The 23,720-nt window shown below is 50.2% G+C and carries 15 protein-coding genes and 1 tRNA gene; 14 read left to right on the plus strand and 2 right to left on the minus strand.

What is annotated here, in order from left to right; all coding sequences use genetic code 11:
• Positions 1-8 precede the first annotated feature (8 nt).
• From BUE76_RS13575 to BUE76_RS13615, 8 genes are all read left to right on the plus strand, one after another.
• Positions 9-1,478 (plus strand): fasciclin domain-containing protein, encoded by a 1,470-nt coding sequence (locus BUE76_RS13575; RefSeq protein ID WP_073039564.1) that lies wholly within the window; start codon positions 9-11, stop codon positions 1,476-1,478.
• 19 nt (positions 1,479-1,497) lie between these two features.
• Positions 1,498-4,698 carry a SusC/RagA family TonB-linked outer membrane protein gene (locus BUE76_RS13580; protein ID WP_073039562.1) on the plus strand — a complete coding sequence of 1,067 codons (3,201 nt, stop codon included), beginning with the start codon at positions 1,498-1,500 and terminating at the stop codon, positions 4,696-4,698.
• 47 nt (positions 4,699-4,745) lie between these two features.
• A complete protein-coding gene (locus BUE76_RS13585; RefSeq protein WP_073039559.1) occupies positions 4,746-6,512 on the plus strand; it encodes a RagB/SusD family nutrient uptake outer membrane protein in 1,767 nt (588 codons plus the stop codon).
• 241 nt (positions 6,513-6,753) lie between these two features.
• Positions 6,754-7,788 (plus strand): GntR family transcriptional regulator, encoded by a 1,035-nt coding sequence (locus tag BUE76_RS13590; protein ID WP_073040265.1) that lies wholly within the window; start codon positions 6,754-6,756, stop codon positions 7,786-7,788.
• Between the two features lie 53 nt (positions 7,789-7,841).
• Entirely contained in the window at positions 7,842-8,513 is a 672-nt protein-coding gene (gene ung / locus BUE76_RS13595) for a uracil-DNA glycosylase (protein WP_073039557.1), read from the plus strand.
• 596 nt (positions 8,514-9,109) lie between these two features.
• On the plus strand, positions 9,110-9,862 hold the full coding sequence (locus BUE76_RS13605) for a lysophospholipid acyltransferase family protein (RefSeq protein WP_073039553.1): 753 nt from the start codon (positions 9,110-9,112) through the stop codon (positions 9,860-9,862).
• Between the two features lie 282 nt (positions 9,863-10,144).
• Positions 10,145-10,663, plus strand: coding sequence for an iron-sulfur cluster co-chaperone HscB C-terminal domain-containing protein (locus tag BUE76_RS13610; RefSeq protein ID WP_073039551.1), 519 nt, complete (start codon positions 10,145-10,147; stop codon positions 10,661-10,663).
• A 12-nt stretch (positions 10,664-10,675) separates the two neighbouring features.
• Positions 10,676-10,759 (plus strand) — tRNA-Leu (locus BUE76_RS13615).
• A gap of 34 nt (positions 10,760-10,793) precedes the next feature.
• Here the strand turns inward: BUE76_RS13615 and BUE76_RS13620 are convergent.
• Complete coding sequence (locus tag BUE76_RS13620; RefSeq protein ID WP_083596325.1) at positions 10,794-12,875, minus strand: right-handed parallel beta-helix repeat-containing protein; 2,082 nt, start codon at positions 12,873-12,875, stop codon at positions 10,794-10,796.
• A gap of 119 nt (positions 12,876-12,994) precedes the next feature.
• Between BUE76_RS13620 and BUE76_RS13625 the strand changes: the two genes are divergently transcribed.
• Entirely contained in the window at positions 12,995-15,415 is a 2,421-nt protein-coding gene (locus tag BUE76_RS13625; protein WP_143157183.1) for an LTA synthase family protein, read from the plus strand.
• A 159-nt stretch (positions 15,416-15,574) separates the two neighbouring features.
• Positions 15,575-16,369: a sulfite exporter TauE/SafE family protein gene (locus tag BUE76_RS13630; protein WP_073039545.1), complete on the plus strand. Its 795-nt coding sequence runs from the start codon at positions 15,575-15,577 to the stop codon at positions 16,367-16,369.
• Positions 16,370-16,475: 106 nt separating this feature from the next.
• On the opposite strand, the gene BUE76_RS13635 is transcribed toward BUE76_RS13630, so the two are convergent.
• Positions 16,476-18,947: a putative LPS assembly protein LptD gene (locus tag BUE76_RS13635; protein ID WP_245798276.1), complete on the minus strand. Its 2,472-nt coding sequence runs from the start codon at positions 18,945-18,947 to the stop codon at positions 16,476-16,478.
• Between the two features lie 320 nt (positions 18,948-19,267).
• Here BUE76_RS13635 and BUE76_RS13640 point away from each other — a divergent pair, with 320 nt between their 5' ends.
• From BUE76_RS13640 to BUE76_RS13655, 4 genes are all read left to right on the plus strand, one after another.
• Positions 19,268-20,269, plus strand: a complete 1,002-nt coding sequence (locus BUE76_RS13640) for an N-acetylmuramoyl-L-alanine amidase family protein (protein WP_083596324.1) — start codon at positions 19,268-19,270, stop codon at positions 20,267-20,269.
• 190 nt (positions 20,270-20,459) lie between these two features.
• Positions 20,460-21,467 (plus strand): MlaD family protein, encoded by a 1,008-nt coding sequence (locus tag BUE76_RS13645; protein ID WP_073039539.1) that lies wholly within the window; start codon positions 20,460-20,462, stop codon positions 21,465-21,467.
• The gene (locus tag BUE76_RS13650; RefSeq protein ID WP_073039538.1) at positions 21,467-23,059 is read left to right on the plus strand and encodes an OstA-like protein; all 1,593 of its coding nucleotides are present in this window, start codon (positions 21,467-21,469) and stop codon (positions 23,057-23,059) included. Before BUE76_RS13645 ends, BUE76_RS13650 begins: the two co-directional genes overlap by 1 nt.
• A gap of 197 nt (positions 23,060-23,256) precedes the next feature.
• A complete protein-coding gene (locus tag BUE76_RS13655) occupies positions 23,257-23,694 on the plus strand; it encodes a hypothetical protein (protein WP_073039535.1) in 438 nt (145 codons plus the stop codon).
• Positions 23,695-23,720 lie beyond the last annotated feature (26 nt).

Genomic DNA, 23,720 nt, shown 5'->3' on the forward strand with positions numbered 1-23,720 from the left:
GAATAAAGATGTTGCGCAATAAAATAAACCAACTGCTGCTGGTGCTTGCCCTGGGTGGCGCGGTGGCTGGTTGTTCCAAAAACGAAACGGCTCCTGCTTTTCCCAATGCAAGCGTAGGGAAAAGCCTGGCTGAAGTAATTGAAGCTACGCCCAGGCTATCGCTGCTGGCAGGCTACCTGAAAAAATCGGGACTGCTTAAAGAACTGGAAGCCTCCAAAACCTACACGGTATGGGCGCCCGACAACGAAGCACTTAAAAGCCTTGATCCCACGATTGCAGCCGATAGTGCCAAACTGCGTGCGGTGCTTTCGAACCACATTGCCCTATTTAGCTATTACAGCAAGGACGGTGGTGCAGGCAAAAGGGTGGAAATGCTCAATGGCAAGCAAGTATTTTTTGCCGGTGCCACCTTCGATGCATCGCCCATCACCGAAGCTGACCACAGCACCCGCAACGGTGTGCTGCATGTAATTGGAAAACTAGCGGCGCCCCTGCCCTCTGTTTGGGAATACATCAACGGCAATACCGCCGCCTACCGGCAAAATGCGTTCATCGTTGGCCAGAACTACCAGGCTTTCGATCCTGCTCTGGCCATAGTAGACAGCATCAGTGCCAATACCGGTTTGCCGGTGTACCGCCCCGGAACTGGCCTGGTTACCCGCAACCTTTTCCTGGACCAGGTAGCTGATGTACGAAGCGAAGAAAAGCTGTTCACCTATTTCTTGGTGGCCGATGCTGCCATGGTATCGGAAACCAACAGGCTCCTGCCCTATTTCCGCACCTCCACTGCCGACAGCACGCTAAGCCTGAGCAGCTTCCGCTTGGTACGCGATATGGTGGTGGAAGGCTATTTCACTAAGGAGCAGATCAGTGGTAACCTCGTTACCAGGTTTGGGGTTACCCTGCCGGTGCGCAGTGCCGATATTACTGCTTCCATCCGCCTGAGCAACGGCATCGTGCATGTGCTCGGCGGCATCAACTTCAACCTGGCGCAAAAGCTGCCCAATATCCTGGTGCAGGGCGAGCAGCCCCGCGGCACTTTCCGCCCCGATGGCAGCGTAGTAAACGTACGTGGCTCCGTTTTCTTCCGCGACCGCCTCAACCCCCTCACCGGTAAGGCATTCAATGATATCTACGTGTACAATCACGGCGTGAGTGCCCTCAACTTGCAATACACCACGGCACCCCTGCCCGCTGCACGTTATAAAGTGTATTGGGTTGCGGTAAACGATACGCTGCGGGTAAACGGTACCATCAACCCGACAGCTTTCCAGCAAAGGTTGGCCCTGGGCAGCCGCACGGCTACCAATTTTGCCCTGCGTGCCGTTGATGCCAACAATTATGGCGAAGTGCTGCTGGGTGAATATACCCACCCGGCTTACGGCCCGCTCGACCTGTTCTTGACGGCAGCGAGCAGTACCGCTGCGGGTGTCAATACCCTTACCCTCGACTATATAAGGCTGGAGCCCCAATTATAAATCACCTTACTACCGATAAATGAAGCATCTTTTATCTACCCGTACCCTGCCTGTTGCCCTGTTGTTTTCAGCCCTTGCGCTGTATGCACAGCCGGCTGCAACACAACAAAAGGCAAGGGGCGCACAGCCAACCGTAGCGGCGCCCAAAACTGACGGCTTTGTGCTGTTGAAAGGTACCATCCTGGAGGCTGCCTCGCGCAAGCCCCTGGCAGGCGCCAGTGTTCGTTATAAAAATATTTCGGCAGCCATCACCGATGCGTCAGGCAATTTCTCCATCAAGGTGCCCGATTACAAGGTGAGTGTTGAAGTGGAGGCACCCGGTTTCCAATTGAAAGAAATCGCCCTCCAGGGTGCATCTTCGGTACAGGCCAGCCTGATGGAAGACGCATTCTCTTCGGTGTACGACGCCGCCAATACGCCTGCGGGCACCCTTTTGCAAAGCCAGTCACCTTTTTCCCAGCGCAGCCTCAACCTGTCAGGCGCCTGGGAACGACCTTTTGAAACTGCTGATACCTACCTGCAAGGCAAGGTGGCCGGCTTAAATGTGATCCGCCGCTCGGGAACTCCCGGTTCCGGCGCCTCGCTGTTCCTTCGTGGCCTGTCCTCGCTCAATGCCACCAACCAGCCCCTGCTGGTGATCGATGGTATTTTGTACGACAATACCGAGTATGGCACCTCCATGATGGGTGGCAGTTTCAACAACCCCTTGTCCATGATCGACATCAAGGACATTGACAATATCACCGTGATCAAGGACGCCACATCGCTGTATGGCACCAAGGGCGCCAATGGCGTTATCCAGATTACCACAGCACGTGCCCGCGAGCTGGCCACCCGTATTGATTTTGCTGCTTACACAGGGATCAACTTTGCCCCCAAGGCCCTGCCCCTGATGGGCGCCGCCGACTACCGCACCCTGGTATCGGGTATGTTGCAAACTGCGGGTATGAGCGCTGCCCAACTGGCCGCCCAGCCTTGGATGAACGACAATACCGCTTCGGCTGACTATTACCGTTATCACAACAATACCGACTGGCAAAACCAGGTGCTTAAAAATGCTGCCGCGCAGAACTACTACCTCAAGATCACCGGTGGCGACAATATTGCCCGGTATGCCCTGAGCATGGGTTACCTGGCCAATGAAGGCACGCTCCGGAACTCCGGTGTCAAACGGTACAACACCCGCTTTAATGGCGACTTCAACCTGAGCCGCCGCCTTACGGCATCTACCAACCTGAGTTTTACCTTCAACGAACAAAACCTCCGCGACCAGGGGCAGAATACCAATGTCAATCTCCTGCTTTCAAGCCTGCTGAAATCGCCCCTGCTGCGGGTGAATGAAGTGTCGGCAAGCGGCGCCGAGTCGCCCGACCTGGCCGGTCTGGATATATTCAACCGGAGCAACCCCGTGGCCTTGTCCCGTTTGGCAATCGGCCAGAACAACTCCTACCGCTTTATGGGTGTGATCGGGTTCAACTACCAGATCAACCCCGCATTTAGCCTGCAAACCAACCTGGGTGTAACCCTCGACAAGGTGCGCGAAACCATGTTCCTACCTTCCAAGGGCGTACTGGCCGACTCGCTGGCTACCGCTGTGGCCAAGAACCGGTCGGGTAGCGCGGTAAAACGGCTTTTCCAGTTGCTGAGCGATACCCGTTTGCAGTACCAGAAAACCTTTGGCAATATCCACGACCTAAGTGCGGCCATTGGTTTCCGCTACCAAACATCGCAGATCGAAGAAGATTTTGGTAAAGGCTTCAACTCGGCTACTGACGAACTGCGCAGTGTAAGCTTTGGCCTCAACACCCTCCGCCAGATCGGGGGCAACCTGGGCCTGTGGCGCTGGACCAACCAGTACAGCAGCATCGACTACCGCCTGCGCAACCGCTACCTGCTTTCGTTGCAGGCTGCTTTCGACGGCTCCTCTCGTTTTGGCAAACTGGCTTCGGGTTCGGCACGCCGCCGTGATGGTATTAACCTGGCCTTTATGCCTTCGCTGTCTGCCGGCTGGGTAGTTTCTTCCGAAAGCTTTATGAAGGACCTGCCTTTTGTTGACCACCTGAAGCTGCGGGCTACCTATGGCCTTACCGGCAACGATGATATCGGTAATTACACCACGCGCAACTATTACGTATCGCAAAACCTGCTGGGATTGCAGGGACTGGTGCGTGGCAATATCGGCAACGATAAACTGCAGTGGGAAGAAGCCACCAAGTTCAATGGCGGTATTGACCTGGCACTGTTTAAAGAACGTGTTAGCCTGAGCGTAGATGCTTACAAGCAGCGCACCCGCCACATGCTTCTGTTTGAACCCGCCCCTGCCGCTTCAGGTCTCACCACCATGGCTACCAGCAATGCCGGCATGTCGGTAAACGGCTGGGAAGCTGCGCTCAACCTGCGCCTGGTGAACCAACCCAAACTGAAATGGGATATCGGCGGAACGGTGGGCAACTACCGGATGCGGATAACAGAAATGCCCGGCGGCGCTAAACAAACCGCCATGGGTGATGCTACCTATATGAGTGCGGTTGGCGGCCAACCCAATGCTTTCTGGGGACAGCAGGCAACATGGGTTTATGCTACCGATGCCGATGCGGCTGCTGAAGGCCTCTCCATCCGCACTGCCAACGGCCAGTTGGTGCCCTTTAAAGGCGGCGATATGCGCTTTGCCGACCTCAATGGCGACAAGGTGATTGACGACGCGGACCGCACCAATATGGGCAATCCCAATCCACAGTTCTTTGGCGGTTTCCAAACCGGGCTTACCTATAAGCGGTTCAACCTGCAGGCCCTTGCCACCTACAGCTATGGCAACGAAGTGTACAACAGCGTGCGCCGCCAATTGGAGTCTGCATCGGGATATGCCAACCAACTGGCTTCCGTAATCGAGCGCTGGACCAAGAACGGCGATATGAACGCCATGCCACGTGCCACCTGGGGCGACCCCATGGGTAATGGCCGCTTTTCCAGCCGCTGGATAGAAGATGGCTCCTACCTGCGCCTCCGCACCGTTTCGCTGTCGTACAACCTGCCGGTAAAAGCAGGGCTGGTAAAATACGCGGTGGTATATGCCAACGGAAACAACCTGGTAACCCTCACCCGCTACAAAGGCTATGATCCTGAGTTCAGCGCCGGCAACAGCCTGTACGCACAGGGCGTGGACGCCGGTATGGAGCCACAGGTGCGTTCCGTGCAGGCGGGTGTTCGTATTGGATTGTAAATAAACAGAACGCGGTGGCCCCGGCCCCGATATAAATAAGTAAGGCTATGTTTCAACGATTTTCTTTTTTGGGTAAACGCATGGTACCCCTTGCAATGGCAGCCATGGCCCTGGCTTCCTGCAACAAAATGCTGGAAACCGAACCACAGGGCGTACTCTCCGCGCAGAACTATTACCGGGATGTGTTTGACGCCGATGCGGCCGTGTGGGGTGTGTATGGCAAAATGATGAACCTGGCTAAGCCCTACCTGCTGCTCAACGAGCTGCGTGCCGACCTGATGCAGCCAACAGGTAATGCCGACCAGTACCTGCAGCAACTGAGCCAGCACACTGTTACCCCCGACAACCCGTATATCAGCCCGCAGCCTTTTTACGAGGTGATCCTCAACTGCAATGATGTTTTAGAAAACTTCGACAGGATGCTGGCGGCCAAAAAGCTGAAAGTACAGGAGTACAACCAGCGCTATGCCGATATCGCTGCCATCCGCAGTTGGGTGTACCTGCAACTGGGTATCCACTATGGTGCCGTGCCTTATGTTACCCGCTCGCTGCAGCAGGTGCGTGAAGTGCAGGACCAGAGCCTTATTCCCCGCCTACCCTTTAACCAGTTGCTCGACTCGCTGGTGAAAACATTAGAGGGCCTGCCTTCGATGGAAGAATACCCCACTGGCAGCACCCTGCGCACCACTGTGGACCAGTACAACACCCAGAAGTTCTTTATTAACAAATACTGCCTGCTGGGCGATTTGTACCTGTGGCGCGGCAAGGGCGCCGACTACCGCAAGGCGGCCACTGCTTACCGCACCATCATGCAAACGGCTACCACGCAGGGTGCCAGCGGCGACCAGTACTACAGCCAGTACCGCATCTTCCAGGCCGACGTGGTGACCAACAACGACCTCTCGGTAGGATATACCCGCTTCCGCGAAACGGACCGCACCGCGCTGGTAGATAACAACACCCAGGGATGGCGCTCCATCTTTGCCCGCGCCATCGACAACCGCGAGGCCAGCTGGGAATGGATCTGGGCCCTGCCTTTTGACAAGAACTTTGCACCTGCAAATCCTTTTGTGGAACTGTTTTCGCCTGTGGGCGGCCGCTACCTGCTGAAGCCCTCGCAGGCAGCCGTAGATATGTGGAACGGACAGGTGCAGGTAAACAATTTCAACTACGATGCCCGTGGCCAGTTTAGCTGGCGCACCGTGTTGGGGCAGCCCGTGATCATGAAATACCTGTACAACTACCTCGAGCCCAATACAGGTTTGCCGCTGGGTACCATTTATGATAAAAACAGCAAGTGGTTCCTTTACCGTGCCGCCACCCTCCACCTGCGTTATGCCGAAGCCGCCAACCGCGATGGCCGCCGCAAACTGGCCTATGCACTGGTGAACAACGGCATCAAAGCGCAGTACGACAACCCTGCTACCGTAGACAATACCAACGAGATGCAGACTTTTGATGCTGCACCTTACGATTTCGATGCCCGCCAGGGTGATCCTCCCGGCCCCGTGTTCCGTGCCGAGTGGTTCCGGGGTGTAGGTATCCGTGGCCGTGCCTTTGTGAAGAATGTACCCGTGAATGGCGACAGCACCCTTGCGGTAGAAAATATTACCATTGATGAAGCCGCATTGGAAACGGCGTATGAAGGTCACCGCTGGCCCGACCTGGTGCGGGTTGCCAAGCGCCGCAACGACCCGGCCTTTCTTGCCGACCGCGTGTACCAGAAGCTGCTGAAAGATGGCGTACCCGGGGCCGCAGCAACCCGTGCCCGCCTCCTGAATCCGGACAACTGGTACCTGCCTTTCAAATGGTAAGCCAGTACTCCCTGCTCATTTAAAACCAAGGAAAAAGGTCAAAAGATTAAGGATCGCAATGGTGCGCCCTGCAGTAATGCAGGCATAACCGGTCCTTAAACTTTTGACTTTTTACTGTATTTCTCCTGCCCTTCTGCATGCTACAGGCATGTAGAATATTAACTAACGAGCCATGCTCTTGCCTAAATATGGGGTACATTTGGGGATCAATGCCCAACGGGTTAGCATTAACTACCTGCAAATGAAAATTGGTCCATTCAGTAAGCTGATTGTTTTCGATGATTTTTCGGCTACGCCCAAATACCAGCAACTCGCTGATTCTTTTATCCGGGCCATCGACAATAAGAAACTCCAGTTGAACGACATGGTTCCCTCCATCAACGAGGTGAGTTCCTATTTTGAAATTTCCCGCGATACGGTTGAAAAAGGGTACCGCACCCTGAAGAAGCAGGGCATACTTGGGTCGGTGCCCGGTAAAGGCTATTTCATCAAAAGCGTGGAAACAGGCCAGAGCCTGCGGATCTTTTTAATGTTCAATAAGCTGAGCGCCCACAAAAAGATCCTGTACGATTCACTCATCCGGGCTTTGAATAATAAGGCCACCATCGACTTTTATATTTACCACAGCGACCTTGGCCTTTTCCGCCGCATCATGGAAGCCAATAAAGACAAGGAGTACGATTACTATGTGATCGTACCGCATTTTACCGGCGAAGGCGATGATGCTTATGAATTGCTGAACACCATTCCACAGGGCAAACTGATCCTGCTGGACAAAATGGTGCGCCAGGTAAAAACGCCTTTTGCTGCGGTATATGAAAATTTTGGCCACGATATTTTCAACGCCCTTCGGGAAGCCTTACCGCAACTGGGCAAGTACCCCCGTTTGAAAATCATATTCCCGCCCAACAGTTATTATCCCATAGAAATCCTTGAAGGCTTTATCAACTTCTGTACGGAATATGCTTTTAGCTATGGCGTAGTTACGGATATTGCATCGGAGGAAATCCAGAAGGGGGAAGCCTATATCAACCTGATGGATGATGACCTGGTAACCCTGGTAGAAAAAGTAGTGGCTGCCGGATATATCGTTGGCCAGGACCTGGGCATCATATCCTACAACGAAACCCCTCTGAAGCGGATCATCCTCCAGGGTATTACCACCATTTCCACCGATTTTGAGGTAATGGGCGCAGAAACGGCAAGGGTCATCATCGACCGCAGCCCCGAACAGGTGCAGGTACCCTTTAGCCTCAACCTGCGCGCTTCGCTGTAGTAAGGCATTGGTTTTGTACCCGACCTTTTACCCCTAATCTAAACTTTGCGCAGATGGATGTAAAAATGGAAGCCTCCTGGAAGGCCTTGCTGGAAGACGAATTCAAGAAGCCTTATTTTAAACAAATCGTAGAACACCTGAAAACAGAAAGAAGCCAGGGCAAAACCATCTATCCTGCAGGTGGCAATATCTTTCATGCTTTTGACGCTACTCCGTTTGGTAATGTAAAAGTGGTTATCCTGGGCCAGGATCCATATCATGGTCCCAACCAGGCACATGGCCTTTCCTTTTCTGTACAACCCGGTGTGCCCCCTCCTCCTTCCCTGCTGAATATTTACAAAGAGTTGCACGAAGATGTAGGCATTCCCATACCGCGGCATGGCTACCTGGAAAAATGGGCGAACCAGGGCGTGCTCTTGCTCAACGCATCATTAACCGTACGTGCCGGCGAAGCCAATAGCCATAGCAAGATCGGATGGGAAAAATTTACGGACACCGTAATCCAAACCATATCTGATAAACAAGACCACGTGGTGTTTTTGTTATGGGGCAAATTTGCACAATCGAAAGCTGCGCTAATCGATCAAAAGAAGCACCTGATCCTGAAATCGGCGCATCCTTCTCCCCTTGCTGCACACAGCGGTTTTTTTGGCAACCATCATTTTTCCCAAACCAACCAATACCTGATGCAGCACGGCAAGGACCCCATTGACTGGGCATTGTAGCGGGGAATTGTTTGATGAGTTTGATAGGGCCAATAAGTTCAATGAGTTGAATGGGTTCAATGGAGTCAATAAGTGCAATGGGGTAAATGAGGTCAATGCGTTCATTTGGTTGAATACCTGATGGCGTAAATGAGCAGGCTGATGTTGAAATGGAACCCATACCGTTTGTTGAACTGAACGCTCGATAAAGGCGGGGCCTCATTGCGAAGGCGCAACAACCGCTTGTGTTGTCGGGACATTTCCGCACCGAAGCAATCTCCTGCCGCTGTAAGCCGATAAACGGGCACCAACAACAACCCTTTTATTGCAGGCGAGTGCTTCTGCGCCGCCAACTGCTGCGTAATACAAAACATCTCCGGCGCTTCGCAATGACGGTCCCTAGTGGTTGTGTTTTGCAGTCATGATTTCAAGAGCAACCATACATGCAAGTTTTAATGTAACTACACGGGACAGCTCACTCATCTTTTATTTAGCCCAATAAGTTTTGCCCCTTCCTGCGGTTTTGGGTAAACTAAATGGTGGTTTGGTCTGGCAGGTTTATCCGGTAAAAGCCCCGCCATTATTTCCCACTATTGGCGAAAGCTTATTTTCGTGCCATGAAATTGGTAAAGAATGTACTGGGCCGTGTGTTTGCTGTGTGGGCGGCCATTGTATTTATAGGTTCCATGCTGGTGATCATTATCCCGCTTTGGTTTATTGCCCGGCAGGAAGAACCCCGCCGTACCATCAACGCGTTCAAATTATTTCACCCCTGGATCGCATTCTTTTTCATTTTCTCGGGTGTGCGCCGCAGGTTTGTGGGGCTGCACCATTTTGAAAAAGAAAAAAGCTATGTAGTAGTGTGCAACCACAACTGCTTTATGGATGTGCCGCTTTCCTCCTGTGGTATTCCGGTGCCCAACCGTACCATTGCCAAAGCTGAAATGGCCAAAATTCCCCTGTTCAATGTTATTTACCGGGGCGGCTCCATCCTGGTAGACCGCAAAAGTGAATCCAGCCGCAAACGCAGCTATATTGCCATGCGCAAGGTGCTGAATTATGGCCTTACCATGTGTATCTATCCCGAGGGTACCCGCAACAAAGGCAAGGTGCCCATGCAACAGTTCCATGATGGTGCTTTTCGCCTGGCGGTGGATAGCAAGAAAGCCATCCTGCCAACTGTCTTATTTAACACCACTAAGGTGATGCCCCGCGACAAGTCGTTTTACTTCTGGCCCACACCTGTTGAAATGCATTTCCTTGACCCTATTTCTTCAGCAGGTAAAACCGTTGATGAACTGAAGGAGGAAACCTGGCAGGTGATGCGGGATTATTATGTGGCTAAAGGTGGTTTCCAGGAGGCGGTTTAGCCTGTTATCAAGGCAAAACATTCATCTTAACCTGTCTATAAATGAGGGTGCCATTTAAGGCTGAATTCAAAAGGGTAGCTGGAACAAGGGGGCTAATTGTTGGCTTTTTCCTATAGTCTTTTTTCACTTGTTTTTCTTTTAAATTTTGAAGGCTGTTCAGGGCTCTTGTCCATACAGCCAGCCTGGAATTGTATTTTAACTATTTGCTTTCCTATTATCAGCAGCCTTCTGAAAGCTTGCGGGTAGGTAGCAGTAACTTCACCGTTCAACCGGAAAATTGATATGGAGTATTTCGACCTGTTTTCTTTGCCCGTTCAATTGCAGGTAGACAAGAAGCTTTTAAGGGCCAGATACCTGGAGTTGAGCCGCAAGTATCATCCTGATTATTTTGCCAACGAGGAATTGGGTGTGCAACAGGATGCTTTGGATGCCACAGCCAGGTTGAATGCTGCATTAAAAACCCTCAGTAATACGGATGAGACCATCCGTTATGTTCTGGCACAAAAGGGGCTGCTGGAGCAGGATGAAAAGTACAAGCTAGGCAACGACTTTTTGATGGAGATGATGGACATTAATGAGGCGGCTGCTGACCTTCAGTTTGATCCGGACCCGGAAGCACAACAAAAGATTAATGCACAGATAAACCAGATCGGCCATGAAATCTATGCACCTGTTCAACCAATTGTGGAAGGTTATCAAGAGGGTGTTACTACCCAGGAAGAGTTGTTGCAAGTAAAGGATTATTATTTCCGCAAAAAATATTTGGAAAGGTTGCAACAACAATTAGGCGGAATGCACTAATATTGCACCCCCGCCCGGGTGGCGAAATTGGTAGACGCAGCAGACTCAAAATCTGCCGTTCGCAAGAATGTGCCGGTTCGAGTCCGGCCCCGGGCACAAAGGCCGCTGAATGTTCAGCGGCCTTTTGCATTTACCTCCTGTTGGCTGTACCGGGTTTCCCCTGTCCTGCCCGGATCAATACCATGCCGGCAAACGCCTCCAGGTTGATTTTACCCGGCCCATAAACCTTCCCTGATGCATCCTGGTAGGCTCCGTTCAGGTTGATGGCTTTGGTTTGCGTGGCTGCATTGTACAGAACCAGGAAGTCCTGGTCAGAAATTTTATTGGACGCTAATTGTACCGCACCTTCCCTGCTGTTGCCATCCAAACCATAGATGGCGTTGTACTGTCTTAAAGAATATTTCCTGGTTTGTTGTTTGCCTTTCTGGTACATATTCCAGCCTACAAAAACCTTCTCACCAGCTTCACGGTATGGGCGTGCATACAGGTTGGAATCAATCAAGGATTTGTTTGCTGTTGGCAACAAGCCTTGTGCGGGTATAAAAGTGGAATCTCTTGTTTCCAGCAATTTCACGAGGTTGCTGGTTGTGTTGTTTGCCACTACAATGTTGTGCGCAAAACGAATATCCCTGGGTGGATCCCATTTGGCAAGGTCATAGGTAAACCTTACTCCCGCTTCCTTAAACCCAAAAACGGTGTTGTGGTGGATGTTGATGGCTGTTGTATTGTGTAGGTAAAAGCCAGCACCTTCACCATTGGCAATAAAGTTTTCATACAACTCTATATCCCTGCTGCCATCATCAATATAAATACCATAGGTCTGGCTGGTATTATTGGGCGTACCTGCAGTAGCATCCATGCCATCCAATATGATGTTGCGGTAAACTTTGCGGTTGGTTTGTGGCTGGCGTCCCTGGTTTACGGTATAAATGCCGCCTACATCATCCATCACTGCACCATAATGTTGCACCAGGTTGTGGTGAATGCGCACATCAGAACCCTTAAAGCGAATGCCGATATTACCAGTACTGTCAATTCTGTTGTAAGCAATTTCATGGTCTTCGCCCCTGTCATTCAGAATGCCAATACGGCAAACCGTACCATAGCCGCCGTACTGTTCCTGAAGCCCGATTCTTTGTATGGTATTGCCGCGAATGCTCAGGCCACTTTGTACAAATCTTGCACTGATGCCAATATTGCCGCAATCGGCAATATCATTATCCATTAGTGAAATAAAGTTGTTACCCGGGCTTGCTGCTGCAATACCTTCCATACCACAGGCCCGCACCGTACATCTCTGAATGGTGTTGTTGGGAGCATAGGCCAGGAAAATACCAAAGGTTGTAGCACCTTCAAATGCAAGGTCCTGCACTACCAGGTATTTTTGGTTGGTGCAATTAAAAAGGGTGTCCACTACAGGAACCTGAATGCGGTAATTGGCAGGGTTTGCATCTACCTGCAACCGAACGGTTTTGCTTGCATAATTGATAAACCATTCGCCGTGGCTATCGATGGTTGCGGGATGATTGGTGAGAAAAAAACCAAAGCCTTTTTGTGCTTTGTTTTCGAAATTCTTTGTTTGGAGCTCCGTTCCCTGTTGGTTGGTTACCACGGCTGTATCAATTACAAACCGCATCAGCCGTGCTACCAGGGTAGCACCAGTCCAATCGGTGTTGCCTGCCCGAAGGCTCCTGTTTATAAAACTGCTGTTGTCATTGCGGTCCGATTCATTGGAGAGATAGCCTTTGTTTGGGTCTGTGTTGTTGGGGAACCTTCCCTGGCCAAAAGGTTTTCCGTTGATAAGCAATATGGGGCAGTACGAGGGAAAATCTTCAGGTAAGCTAGCTGTGTATTGTTTTGCTCCTACAGCTTTCCATTCTTTCAAAGTTACAAGGCCGGTGATCAGCGGTTTTGGTCCGCTGCCATAAGCGCCGATGGTAATGGACCTGCCGGGTGCACCACTACAGCGCACCTGTAATGGGCCATAAAAAGTGCTGCCTCGCTGCAACAAAATACTGTCGCCTGCATAAAATAAGTTGCCTTTCTTCTTGGATATTTCTGCCTGCAGCCGCTGGTAATTCCAGGGTGTCCCAATGGAGGTGCCTTTATTGTTGCTGGCTCCTTTTTCACTTACATAATAAGTGGTGGCATGCGCATAAAAACTAATAAGGCTTAGCAAAAGCATTACCGCACGAAAACAATATTTTTTCATTTTGATCTTCGTTTATAGCTGCCCATCCGGTTAAAAGTAGGACCACAAGGCTGTAGAATAACTTGTAAAAACCTTTTTTTAACTATATCCTTGTAGACGTAAAAAAACCTTACCCTACCGTGTACCCCCTAAGAAGCCTACTTGTCTATCCTTTTTTCCTGCTCTCATTACTGTTGCCGGCATTAGTGGAAGCCCGCCACCCGGCTGATTCCCTTGTTCGGTTGCAGGTTACTTACCACACCAACAAGCTGGATGCCCTCGAAATAGTGTGGGGATTGAATGATTGGAATGAACCCGAAAGCCAACTGCTGCCTGCAGGTACCAAGGTAAGGGATGAGATGGCCTTTACACCCATGGAGCGCAAAGGCGGTGTTTTTGTTGCGGAGTTGAACCTGCCCCAAGGCGCACAATTAAACTTTTATTTCCGGGCGGAATTTAACAAGGCACTCTCCAGTTACCGGGCCTACGACACCAACGAAGGGGATTTGTATGCAATTAAAGTTGGAGGTAAAGCGCTTTATTCAATACGTGATAAAAACCTGGGCATATATGCTCAGGGCTTTAACCTGCTATACCTGGCAGGGAAAATCCTGCTAATGGCATTGATCCTTTTTTCAGTGCTGTATTTTGTAAACAGGTATAAGGTACAACCCGCGCCTGTCCATTTGTTTTTAGGCGCATGGCTTTCCGGATGGTTGTTCACCATGGCGGCAAGGGCTCAGATTACCCATACTTCTTTGCTGAAGCCCAAATCATTCCTTGCTGCCCTGCAGCAAGATGCGCTTTTGTTATTTATACTTGGTTTTGCCGGCACCCTATTACTTGCGCTTACTGCCAGGAAGATAAAATGGCAAAAGGCAGTGAGTTATCTTCTTTTTGCGTTGCTTTTTTTCATCAGCCTGGTATCCATTCTCAACATCGAGGTGATCAAACAATTGGGTACGCCTTTTAATTATAAATGGCTTTATTACTCCGATTTCCTCAAAGAGTCGGATTCAAAGAAACAGGCTGCACAGGTGTTGGACGGCTTGTACATCGGCCGGCTGGCAATGCTCATGGTAGCCTTTGTTTTATTAAGTAAATCCATACAATACCTTGCTGCCCTTATACCAGCCCGCAAGCTACAGGTGTTCACCTGGGTGGGTTATTTGCTTGTGTTGGCTATTACCCTGCCCATCTTTAGCCGGCACCATATTGCACCTTCACGGAAGGAAACGCCGGTTTGGGCATTTGCCCGCAGCTTTTTTGAACCGGCCAACTTGAATAGAATCCAGGAGATGAAGCTGCCGGGTGCGGTTACAAACTATTTCAGTGATGCAACTGCTGCCAGGGTATGGCAGCAACCAGGTGGCATAGATTCAATCAATAACATCATCGTGTTTGTATCAGAGTCCACACCAGCCAACCTGGTTAGTTTGTACACCAATGAGTTTGATGCAACCCCAAAACTGAAGGCATGGAGCCGTTTCGGAAGGGTGTACGACAATATGTATGTGCATATTCCGAGCACGGGCAACTCGATGATTTCCCTGGTAACAGGTGTGTATCCGATGATCGATTATAACTCGGCGCTGAATAATGGTACGGTGTGGGAGCAATCCGCTCTTCCGACGGTATTGAACAAAGCCGGTTGGCAAACAGGGTTGTTCTTTGCCTCTGATCTTCGGTATAGTGAGATGGACAGCTTTGCCCACAGACAGGGTTTTGGTACCATCCGCGACCGGAACAATATGCCTTGTAAAGTGCTGGCACAACGCAAAGACAGCACGCTTGATGTAATGGATGATGCCTGTGTGGTACATGAATACCTGGGCTGGCTGGAAGGCAACAAGGGTAAAAAGAACATGGCGGTGGTGTGGACCAACCAAACCCATAGCCCCTACTACTCCGATGGCAAAAAAAAGTTTACGGATAAAAAAGGATCCGTCAACCAATACCTGAATGCACTGCATCATTCCGATTCCTTGTTTGGGCAGTTGATGAATACTTTAGCCCAAAGCGGCAAATTGCAAAGCACCCTGGTGGTGTTTGCTGCCGACCATGGGGAGGCTTTTGGCACACACGACCAACGTTCGCATGCATCGCGCATATACGAGGAGAATGTGCGCATTCCACTGGTGCTCATTCAGCCACGCCTTTTCCGGGGTGAAAGAGACAGCGTTATCCGAAGTATGGTAGACCTCCCCGCCACCATTGCACAGGTATGTGGCTTGCCCAAACCCAAAGGCTGGTATGGCAAAAGCCTTTTTGAACCATTGCCAGACAGTCGTTCTTTTTTCGTGAGCCCCTATACCGACCTTTTGGTGGGTACCCGCAACGGCAAATGGAAGTTCATTTATAATGTAGACAATAAAGACGCTGAATTGTACGACCTCCAGAAAGATCCGGCAGAAAAGTACAACCTGTCGGGCCGCTACCCGGAGGTGGTAAAGGAGCAGTCGCAATACGTATTTGGTTGGATGCAGCAGGTGCAAAAAGATTATAGCCGTATGGTGCCGAACAACCAAAACAATGCAACCCTGCAACAGGCAGCCCGGTGAGCTGCCAACAACCAAACTGTTTTGGTAGATTAATAAGCCCCTTACCTTTCACAATGGTCCTGGCTGTTGTGTCTTTGTGAGATGGAGTTCATTTGCCTGCGTGATATTGGTCACCTATAAGGCATCGGCCGGAACGGACCTTTGTTGGCAATGGGAAATATGGATGTACTCGGATACCTGGCTTCTTTGCTTATCGGCTTCACCCTGGGCCTGATTGGTGGTGGCGGGTCCATGCTTACCATGCCGGTTTTGGTTTTTCTGTTCCGGGTCAATCCCATTACTGCTACGGCATACTCGCTCTTTATTGTCGGTTCCACTTCGCTGGTTGGTGTTGTTCCCAAATTGAAACAAGGGGCTGTTAACCTGAAGGCGGCTTTGGCATTTGGGTTGCCTTCCCTGGCGGCCGTATTTTTCATGCGCATTTTCCTGGTGCCCCGAATCCCGGAGCACATGCAAATACTTGGTACCGCCATTTCACGCGACATGCTGCTCATGTTGGTTTTTGCAGCGCTAATGATCCTGGCTTCCCTGACGCTGATCAGGCAGTCAAAAACTAATTGGGTAGATAAGGAACAAAATGAATGTGGTATCCGATTGCCGCTGATTATTGGTTCCGGGTTGTTGGAAGGAACTTTTACAGGTCTTGTTGGTGCCGGTGGCGGATTCCTGATCATTCCGGCCCTTGTGTTGCTCAATAAAATACCTATGAAGGAAGCCATCGGTACTTCACTGCTCATTATTGCTATAAAGTCATTGGTGGGTTTTACCGGCGATCTGTCTCATTTTTCCATGGACTGGCACCTGCTGTGCTCCATTACTGCTACGGCTATTGCCGGTATTTTTGCAGGCAATTATTGCAACAGGCGGATCAATGGCGAAAGGCTTAAAAGAGGCTTCGGACTGTTTGTTTTTGCAATGGGTATTTATATCCTTTGCAAACAGCTTCTTCCTTAACACTGCATACCTGTAGCAAGCCAACTTTATTGTAAAAAGAAAGTCCAGCGGTGCTGCGAAGCAGGGCTGGCCTTTTATGTTTCTTGCAATTGGAAAAGTAAAATTTCTAATAACTCTGGAAGGTCCTTGTCCTGTTCACCCGCAGGTCCTGCAGCAGGGCTGCCTTGGGGTTGATGGTAAAGGAGAAGGAACGCCAGGGACCAACCGGGGTCAGGTTGATGGCCATCTGCCAGCAGTGCATGTCGCGGGAAATGGACATGGTAAAAGTTTGCAGCTGCGTGGTTTTAAAATCGTAGTATACGTTGTTCACGCTAAAGTTCCACTTTGGTGTCAGGTTGAAACTACCGTTCACGGAGAGGTTGGCGTTGAATTCATTTTCAAAACCGCTGTAGTCGGCCATTGGCCTGCGGTTGAAGCCTGCTGAAAAAGAAAGCGACAACTGCCAGGGAATATTGAAGTCCACGAATTCGGCTGGGTTGCGGCGCATATAATCCATCAGCATGGCCTGGTCGTTCAGCAGCATGGGATCGGTGATCTGTCGGCCGTTGCGCAGTACCGGGTTGTCTTCGTCTGTTTGGGTCCCTTTCTTATCATCCTTCTTCTTGCTCTGGAACTGGGTACTGATGGCCAGGCTGCCATACTGCAGGGTGCCCAGGCGGAAACCATCCGACCATGCATATTTGTTGATGGGGCGGCCAAAGCGGTTGGTTTGATAAGGCGAGAGCAAAGCGCTGGCAGTGATGTTGATCTTCTCAAACAAAGTGCTGCGCAGGTACAGGTTGAAGTTTTGCAGCTTCATGGTATCGGCCAGGAAGTTGTAACCGCTGTTAAAGCCAAAACCATCTATCAGGCGGATTTTACGGATGGCATTGGCACCCGTGTCGTTTTTGCTCCGCCATTTCATTTCCAGGTTATTGTCTACACCAAAGGAGATACCACCAAACTGCCCTTCGCTAAACGGCGAAAACAGGTTGCCGGAAAGGGAGGAAAAACGCCCGAAGTTTTCACCCGTTGTATCCAGCTGCGTGGTGTAGTAGTACTTGCTGGACATGTCCGGGCGGTAGTTGAAGGATACCTGTGGCCTTACAACGTGGCGGATAGCTGCTACCCTTGACCGTTGGAAACGCAACGTACCAAACACGTTGGTGCTGGCGCTCATGCCAAAGGTTACTTCCTGGTCGACAAAGAAACCACGGGAAATGGCTGTGTCCAGCCTTTTCAGGTTGGGGTTCCAGCTGCGTATAAATTTGTTTTGCAGCCATACCTGCTGATAGGATATAGAAGGCGAAAAAATCAGCGGGCCTACCGGCGGCAGCGACATGGTAATGGGAAAACGGTGTTGTGCGCCCCACTGCATGGTATCCAACAGGTCGCCAAGGCGGAAGCGGGCCGTATCATAAAAAGACAGCTGGTTGCCAAAGTTGCCGTTATACCCCACGCCCAGGTTTTCGTACCAACGCTTGGCACCTACAATGGTTTTGCGCTGGAAAGGGTAAATGGTATTGAGCGTAAAACCTGCAGTAGGCAGGGTGATCTGCATCAGGCGGGTCTGGTTGTCCTGGTTGTGGTTGGCGCTTAAAGTAAGGTTGTAAGGTTTGCCCTGCCATGTTTTGGAATAAGCAATGGAGGAGTTCAGCTTGTTGCCAAAGATGCGCCGGGTGTCGTTTGGCTGCAGCTGGTTGTGGCGGGTAGAACCCGCATTTACGTTGGCCGAAAAGGTAGTGCCGGGACGGGCACGCTGGTCAACGCTGTGGGTCCAGCCAATCATAAATGTTTTGGTCAGCGAGAAATCGGGATCATCCTTGAAGGCTTGTTTGGTACGCTGGAACTGCAGGTTGAGGGCGCCATTATAGCGGTATCTTTTCCGGTAAGTTGGCGTAAGCGTAGCACTCCAGGTGCCGTAAGAATAAATATTTCCCTGCAAACGCATGTCCAGGTATTCATTCAGCACTTTGTAATAACCCACGCCTTCCAGGCCCAGGCCAAAAGCCTCGTTGGTGGCAATCTGGGGCGGCAGCATACCCGAATGGCGGCCCTGGCTCAGGGGAAAGAAACCAAATGGCAGGTAAATGGGCAGGGGTACGCCTTCAAACTCGGGGTGCGTGGGTCCGGTAACGGCAATTTTATTGTTGATCACCTTCAGCCTGTTTGTGCGAAAGGCAAAGTGCGGCTCATCGAAACTGCAGGTTGTGAGGCGGCCACTGCTCACGAAGATGGTGCTCGAATCGGCCTTCTTGATCTTGTCGCCCTGCACAAACATTTCACCTTGCTGGGTAAAGGTGTTGCGGGTAAGTCCCCGTTGTGTTTTGAAATTGAACTGGATGGTATCGCTCTGAAAACGGTTCTCGCCCTGCTCAAAGCGGGCACGGGTAAGCAGGTTGCCCATGCTGTCGCGGTCGGCGGTTGCCGTCATGATATTGCTTTGCTGGTCCACCACTACCTGTGGCGCAGCAAGCGATACATCGTTGTATTCTGTTTGGGTGTTGCCGTATAAAAGTATTTTTTTGTCCTGTACCAAAACCACGGCGCTGTCTTCGGCTTTGTATTTTACGGGGCCGGACAGCGTGTCTTTGGACATGCGAAGGGTAAAACTGTCCACCGTTGGAACCGTGTCCCGTCGCCGGTTCAGGCTGTCCCGCCTAATAGATAGGCTATCCAGCCGTTTTGCGGGTATCGTGTCCTGTATGTTTGTTAAACTGCATATGTTTTTGGTGGGTGTTACCTCTTTGTTGGCTGCTTGTAACGTTAAGCAAAACAACACGAAGACACCAACCAACAACGATGAGCAGCTTTTTAAACTAAATTTGTGCAGTCCCGACATAAGGAAGCAACAAAAGTAACTGATTAGCCCTTAATGACCGGCTTGTACAAACTGTTAACGGTTAAATAAAATCCTCTATGCTAAACAAATCATTGATCCTTGTATCGCTATTCTCCTTGAGTTCCCTGCTGTTTTCCTTTGCAGGCCCCAAAAGGGTATTGCGTACCATAGTGATTGATGCTGGTCATGGTGGCAAGGACGTGGGCGCACGTGGCGACTATTCCTACGAAAAGGATATCTGCCTGGGTGTGGCCACCAAGCTGGGTGAAGAAATTGCCCGCACCGCCCCTGATATCAAACTGGTGTTTACCCGCACTTCCGACTCCTACCCCGAACTCCATGCCCGCGCCAAGCAGGCCAACCAAAGCAAGGGCGACCTGTTTATTTCCATCCACGTTAACTCGGCGCCGCCGCAGCAGCACAAAGAATTTGTGGGCAACAAAACCGTGGTGAGTTATACGGGTAAAGGCAAAAAGCGGAAGAAAGTTACCCGCCAGGTGCCACAGTATCGGTACTATTCTACCCCCAACCCTGCCCAGGGTACAGAGACCTATATCTGGGGTGCCCATAAAAACGAAGACAAAGAAGTGGCGATGCGTGAAAACGCTCCCATGCTTGCCGAAGAGAACTTCCAGCAGAACTATGGCGAGGTGGATGTGAACTCCGCCGACTTTATTGCCCTTTCCCTGCTGAAAACAAAACAATACTTCAAGCGGAGCGCTACCCTTGCAGGTATGGTAGAAGAGGAATTTGCCCGTGTGGGGCGTATCAGCCGCGGACAGCGCCAGCGCCAGGTAGGTATCTGGGTACTACAGGCTACGGCCATGCCTTCCATCCTGGTAGAAACAGGTTATATCTCCAACCGCGAGGAAGAAGACTACCTGAACAGCGAGAAAGGCCAGAATGAAATTGCTGATTGTATCACCCTTGCGTTGAAGAATTATATGGGCTGGCTCGAAAAGCAGCAGTTGCCCGCACAAAATGCTTCCGTAATGCTGGATAAGGATGGTACGGCTACCAAGGCCTTCCTGGAACAGGTTGCAGCCGACGAGGCCCGCAGGCAGAAAGCCGCCCGCTAAGCACATCAACTTCAAACTATTTAGCCCTGCATCTTGCGGGGCTTTTTATTTGGACAATCCTTTGCAGTAAAGCTTTCCCCTTCATTATCAGTGGTATGGTTTTTTAGCCGGGGTGATGGGCGGCTAGGGTAACGGAAAATTTGTTGTTATTTTGGCCCGGGCATTTCCATAGCCTGATAAACAAAAGTTCATGAAGATTAATAACGAAACCAAGGTAGGCTTACTTGCGCTGGTGGCAATTGTTCTGTTGGTGCTTGGATTTAGTTTCCTCAAGGGCAGTACCCTTTTCAATAAACAACCGGCTGTGTTTGCCGTTTTCAAGGACCTTGGCTCTTTGGAAAAATCCAACGTAGTTAAGATCAATGGCCTTGCGGTGGGAACGGTGTACAATTTTACCCCGCTGAATAAAGAAGTAGATGGGATCATCGTAGAAATACACCTTACCCGCGATGTAAATATTCCTGCCAACTCGGTAGCTTTTATCGATGGCTCCCTGATCGGTTCGGCATATATCAAAATTGAAAAGGGGGATGCCCGCAACTACCTGCAACCCGGTGATACCATCAATACCAATATTTCCGGAGGCATCATTGCCAACCTGCAGCAGCAACTGACGCCTACTGTAGCCCGTGTGAATGATGTTGCCGATTCGCTGAAGCTGGTGCTGGGCAGCCTGCACCAGGTGCTGGACCCAACCACCAACGGCAACCTGCAAACCATGATCGCAAGCCTTGCGGTTTCTGCAAACAACCTCCAAAGGCTTACCAATGCTGAATCCGGAATCATTGCGCAAACAATGGGCAGCCTTAATTCCGTAACCGGCAACCTTTCCCGTAACAACGAGCAAATTTCTTCTACCATCCGCAACCTGGAGCTGACCACAGCCAACCTGGCCAATGCACCCATACAGCAAACGGTAAGTGCATTGCAGGGTACCATCGACCAGTTGAAAACAACCATCACCCGCCTCGATGCCAATGTAAACAACCCCAATGGATCGCTGGGTAAACTGCTCAACGATAAACAATTGTATGAGCAGTTGAATAAAGTAGCACTGAGTTTGGAAATCTTGTTGGATGATGTACGGGTACACCCGAAACGCTACGTTAATATTTCAGTTTTCGGTGGCAAGAACAAAGCAGAGCCTTTAACTTCGCCTGCTACAAAAGATACCGTTCTGGTGTCGGTAGGACAGTAATGAACAGATTTTATTTTCTTTTTATAATAGTGCTTGGCTGCTTTGCAGCCAATGCTTTTTCCAGCAGGTTGGTGCGTGATGTCAAAGTTGTTGCCGATACCACAACGCCTGTTCAGATTCTTAATGCCGAGAGGCTAACGGTTAAAAATACCGATCAAAACTCTGTTCAAATCCTTTCGGGTAATGTTCGGCTGCGCCAGGGAACAGCCCTTTTCGATTGTGATAGTTGCATAATTAACAAGACCAAAAACATCTTTGAGGCTTTTGGCCGTGTTCACATCAACGACAGCGATACGGCACATATCTACTCCAATAAGCTGCTGTACCAGATTGATAAAAGAACCGCTTTTTTTACAGGCAATGTACGCATGACGGACGGTCAGGCTACCCTTACCACCAATAACCTGGAGTATGATATGAATACCCGGATTGGTATTTATAAAAACGGCGGTAAGGTGGTGAACAAGAAGTCTGTACTTACCAGTAAAGAAGGCATTTACTATGCCGATATCCGTGATATCTACTTCAAGAAGAAAGTAGAACTGAAGGATCCTGCCTTTTACCTGAAGTCTGATTCTCTCTTGTACAATACCGAACTGCAAACGGCAAGGTTTATAACGGATACCTACATACGTGATTCCAGCGGCCGTGTGATTCGCACCTCGGAAGGTTCTTACGATCTGAAGGGTGGCAATGCCCAGTTTACGCAACGTACCACTATAGAAGATGGCGCCCTCACCGTAACCGGCGACCAGATTGCCAACGACGATAAAGCAGGTGTGGTGCAGATAAGAGGACGTGGTGTGCTGAAGGATACCGCCAAAGGCTTGTCGATACTGGCCAACGAAATTTTCGTCAACAAAAAAACAGAAGCCTTCCTGGCAACGGTGAAGCCCCTGATGATCATCAAGCAGGAAAAGGATTCCATTTATATCACTGCCGATACTTTGTTCTCCGCCCGCCTTTCCGACCTTACCAGGGTACACGATTCTTTGCATCGTTATGATACCTTGAAAGCAGGCGACAGTACCAACCGCTATTTCGAAGCGTTCCGCAATGTGCGGGTCTTTACTGATTCGGTGCAGTCCGTTTCCGATTCATTGTATTATTCATTCCGCGATACTTCTTTCCAGTTGTTTCAAAACCCTATTGTTTGGAGCCAGGGTAGCCAGATCACAGGCGATACCATCTTCCTGTATACCCGCAACAAGCAGGCAGATAAGGTAAAGGTGTTCAATAACTCTTACCTCGTGCAACAGGTGGAACCGGGTTATTACAACCAGGTAAAATCAAAACGAATGGATGGCTTTTTCGTAGCCGGTGTCATTGATTCGGTAAGAGCAAAAGGTGTAGCGGAAAGCATCTACTTCCTCCAGGATGATGACAGTGCCTATACAGGGATCAACCAAACCAAAAGCGAGTTGATGGATGTTTTCTTCAAACAAGGCGAACTCAACCGGGTTGTATTTCGCAGTTCAGTGGAAGGTACCCTGTGGCCCATCCGGCAAAAGACTCCCAAAGAAATGCAGCTCCCCTCCTTTCGCTGGCTGGAAGCCCGCAGACCAAAGACAAAATTTGAACTTTTCCAGTAGCGCTGCTATTAATTATGATTCTCTAAAGGGCAGTTGAATATTTTGCGTATTGAAGCAGGTTGCAACATGTTTCCCCAGCGTTTTTCTTGATGACAAAGAAATCGATTGTTCCTGTCGCATGGTTCTTTGTCGCCTGCCTACTACAGTATACGAAAGAACGGGTTCTTTTCGTTTGAAGCTTATCCAAAACCATACAGATGAAACAGCTATTTTTTGGTCTTTTGTTCCTGCTTTTTTCAGGTGTGCTGCATGCCCAACAGGGCCGCAATGCTCTGGGTATCCGCTTTAGCAATAACGATGCGTTGGTGAATACCGGCATCAGTTTCCGCCATTATGTAAAATCCAGCACCGCTATTGAAGGAACCCTTTCCTTCGATCCGGCAGCTGTGGGAATACTGGTAGAGAAGTTTAAACCCCTGGGCAGTCCAGGCCTGAACTGGTTTTATGGCGGCGGCGGATATGTTGCCTTTTCGGGCAGGAACGTGTTGGGTGCGCAGGGTATCATCGGGCTGGATTATACTTTTTCAGCTGCGCCCATCAATGTATCACTGGACTGGAAACCTGAGTTGGAATTGTTAAATGATGTAAGCTTTGAACCTGCGGCAGTTGGCCTGGGTATTAGGTTTACTTTCTAGTAGTTTAAGCACACCTGACAGGTTTC

It is taken from the genome of Cnuella takakiae, from assembly GCF_001953305.1.
Lineage (GTDB): Bacteria > Bacteroidota > Bacteroidia > Chitinophagales > Chitinophagaceae > Flavisolibacter > Flavisolibacter takakiae.

Bases quoted from the DNA above. Each gene is read 5' to 3' on its own strand.
- BUE76_RS13655 (WP_073039535.1), top strand. From the start codon at position 23,257: ATGAAACAGCTATTTTTTGGTCTTTTGTTCCTGCTTTTTTCAGGTGTG.
- BUE76_RS13575 (WP_073039564.1), top strand. From the start codon at position 9: ATGTTGCGCAATAAAATAAACCAACTGCTGCTGGTGCTTGCCCTGGGT.
- BUE76_RS13650 (WP_073039538.1), top strand. From the start codon at position 21,467: ATGAACAGATTTTATTTTCTTTTTATAATAGTGCTTGGCTGCTTTGCA.
- BUE76_RS13640 (WP_083596324.1), top strand. From the start codon at position 19,268: ATGCTAAACAAATCATTGATCCTTGTATCGCTATTCTCCTTGAGTTCC.
- BUE76_RS13620 (WP_083596325.1), bottom strand. From the start codon at position 12,875: ATGAAAAAATATTGTTTTCGTGCGGTAATGCTTTTGCTAAGCCTTATT.
- BUE76_RS13635 (WP_245798276.1), bottom strand. From the start codon at position 18,947: ATGTCCAAAGACACGCTGTCCGGCCCCGTAAAATACAAAGCCGAAGAC.
- BUE76_RS13645 (WP_073039539.1), top strand. From the start codon at position 20,460: ATGAAGATTAATAACGAAACCAAGGTAGGCTTACTTGCGCTGGTGGCA.
- ung (WP_073039557.1), top strand. From the start codon at position 7,842: ATGGATGTAAAAATGGAAGCCTCCTGGAAGGCCTTGCTGGAAGACGAA.
- BUE76_RS13605 (WP_073039553.1), top strand. From the start codon at position 9,110: ATGAAATTGGTAAAGAATGTACTGGGCCGTGTGTTTGCTGTGTGGGCG.
- BUE76_RS13630 (WP_073039545.1), top strand. From the start codon at position 15,575: ATGGATGTACTCGGATACCTGGCTTCTTTGCTTATCGGCTTCACCCTG.
- BUE76_RS13610 (WP_073039551.1), top strand. From the start codon at position 10,145: ATGGAGTATTTCGACCTGTTTTCTTTGCCCGTTCAATTGCAGGTAGAC.
- BUE76_RS13585 (WP_073039559.1), top strand. From the start codon at position 4,746: ATGTTTCAACGATTTTCTTTTTTGGGTAAACGCATGGTACCCCTTGCA.
- BUE76_RS13580 (WP_073039562.1), top strand. From the start codon at position 1,498: ATGAAGCATCTTTTATCTACCCGTACCCTGCCTGTTGCCCTGTTGTTT.
- BUE76_RS13590 (WP_073040265.1), top strand. From the start codon at position 6,754: ATGAAAATTGGTCCATTCAGTAAGCTGATTGTTTTCGATGATTTTTCG.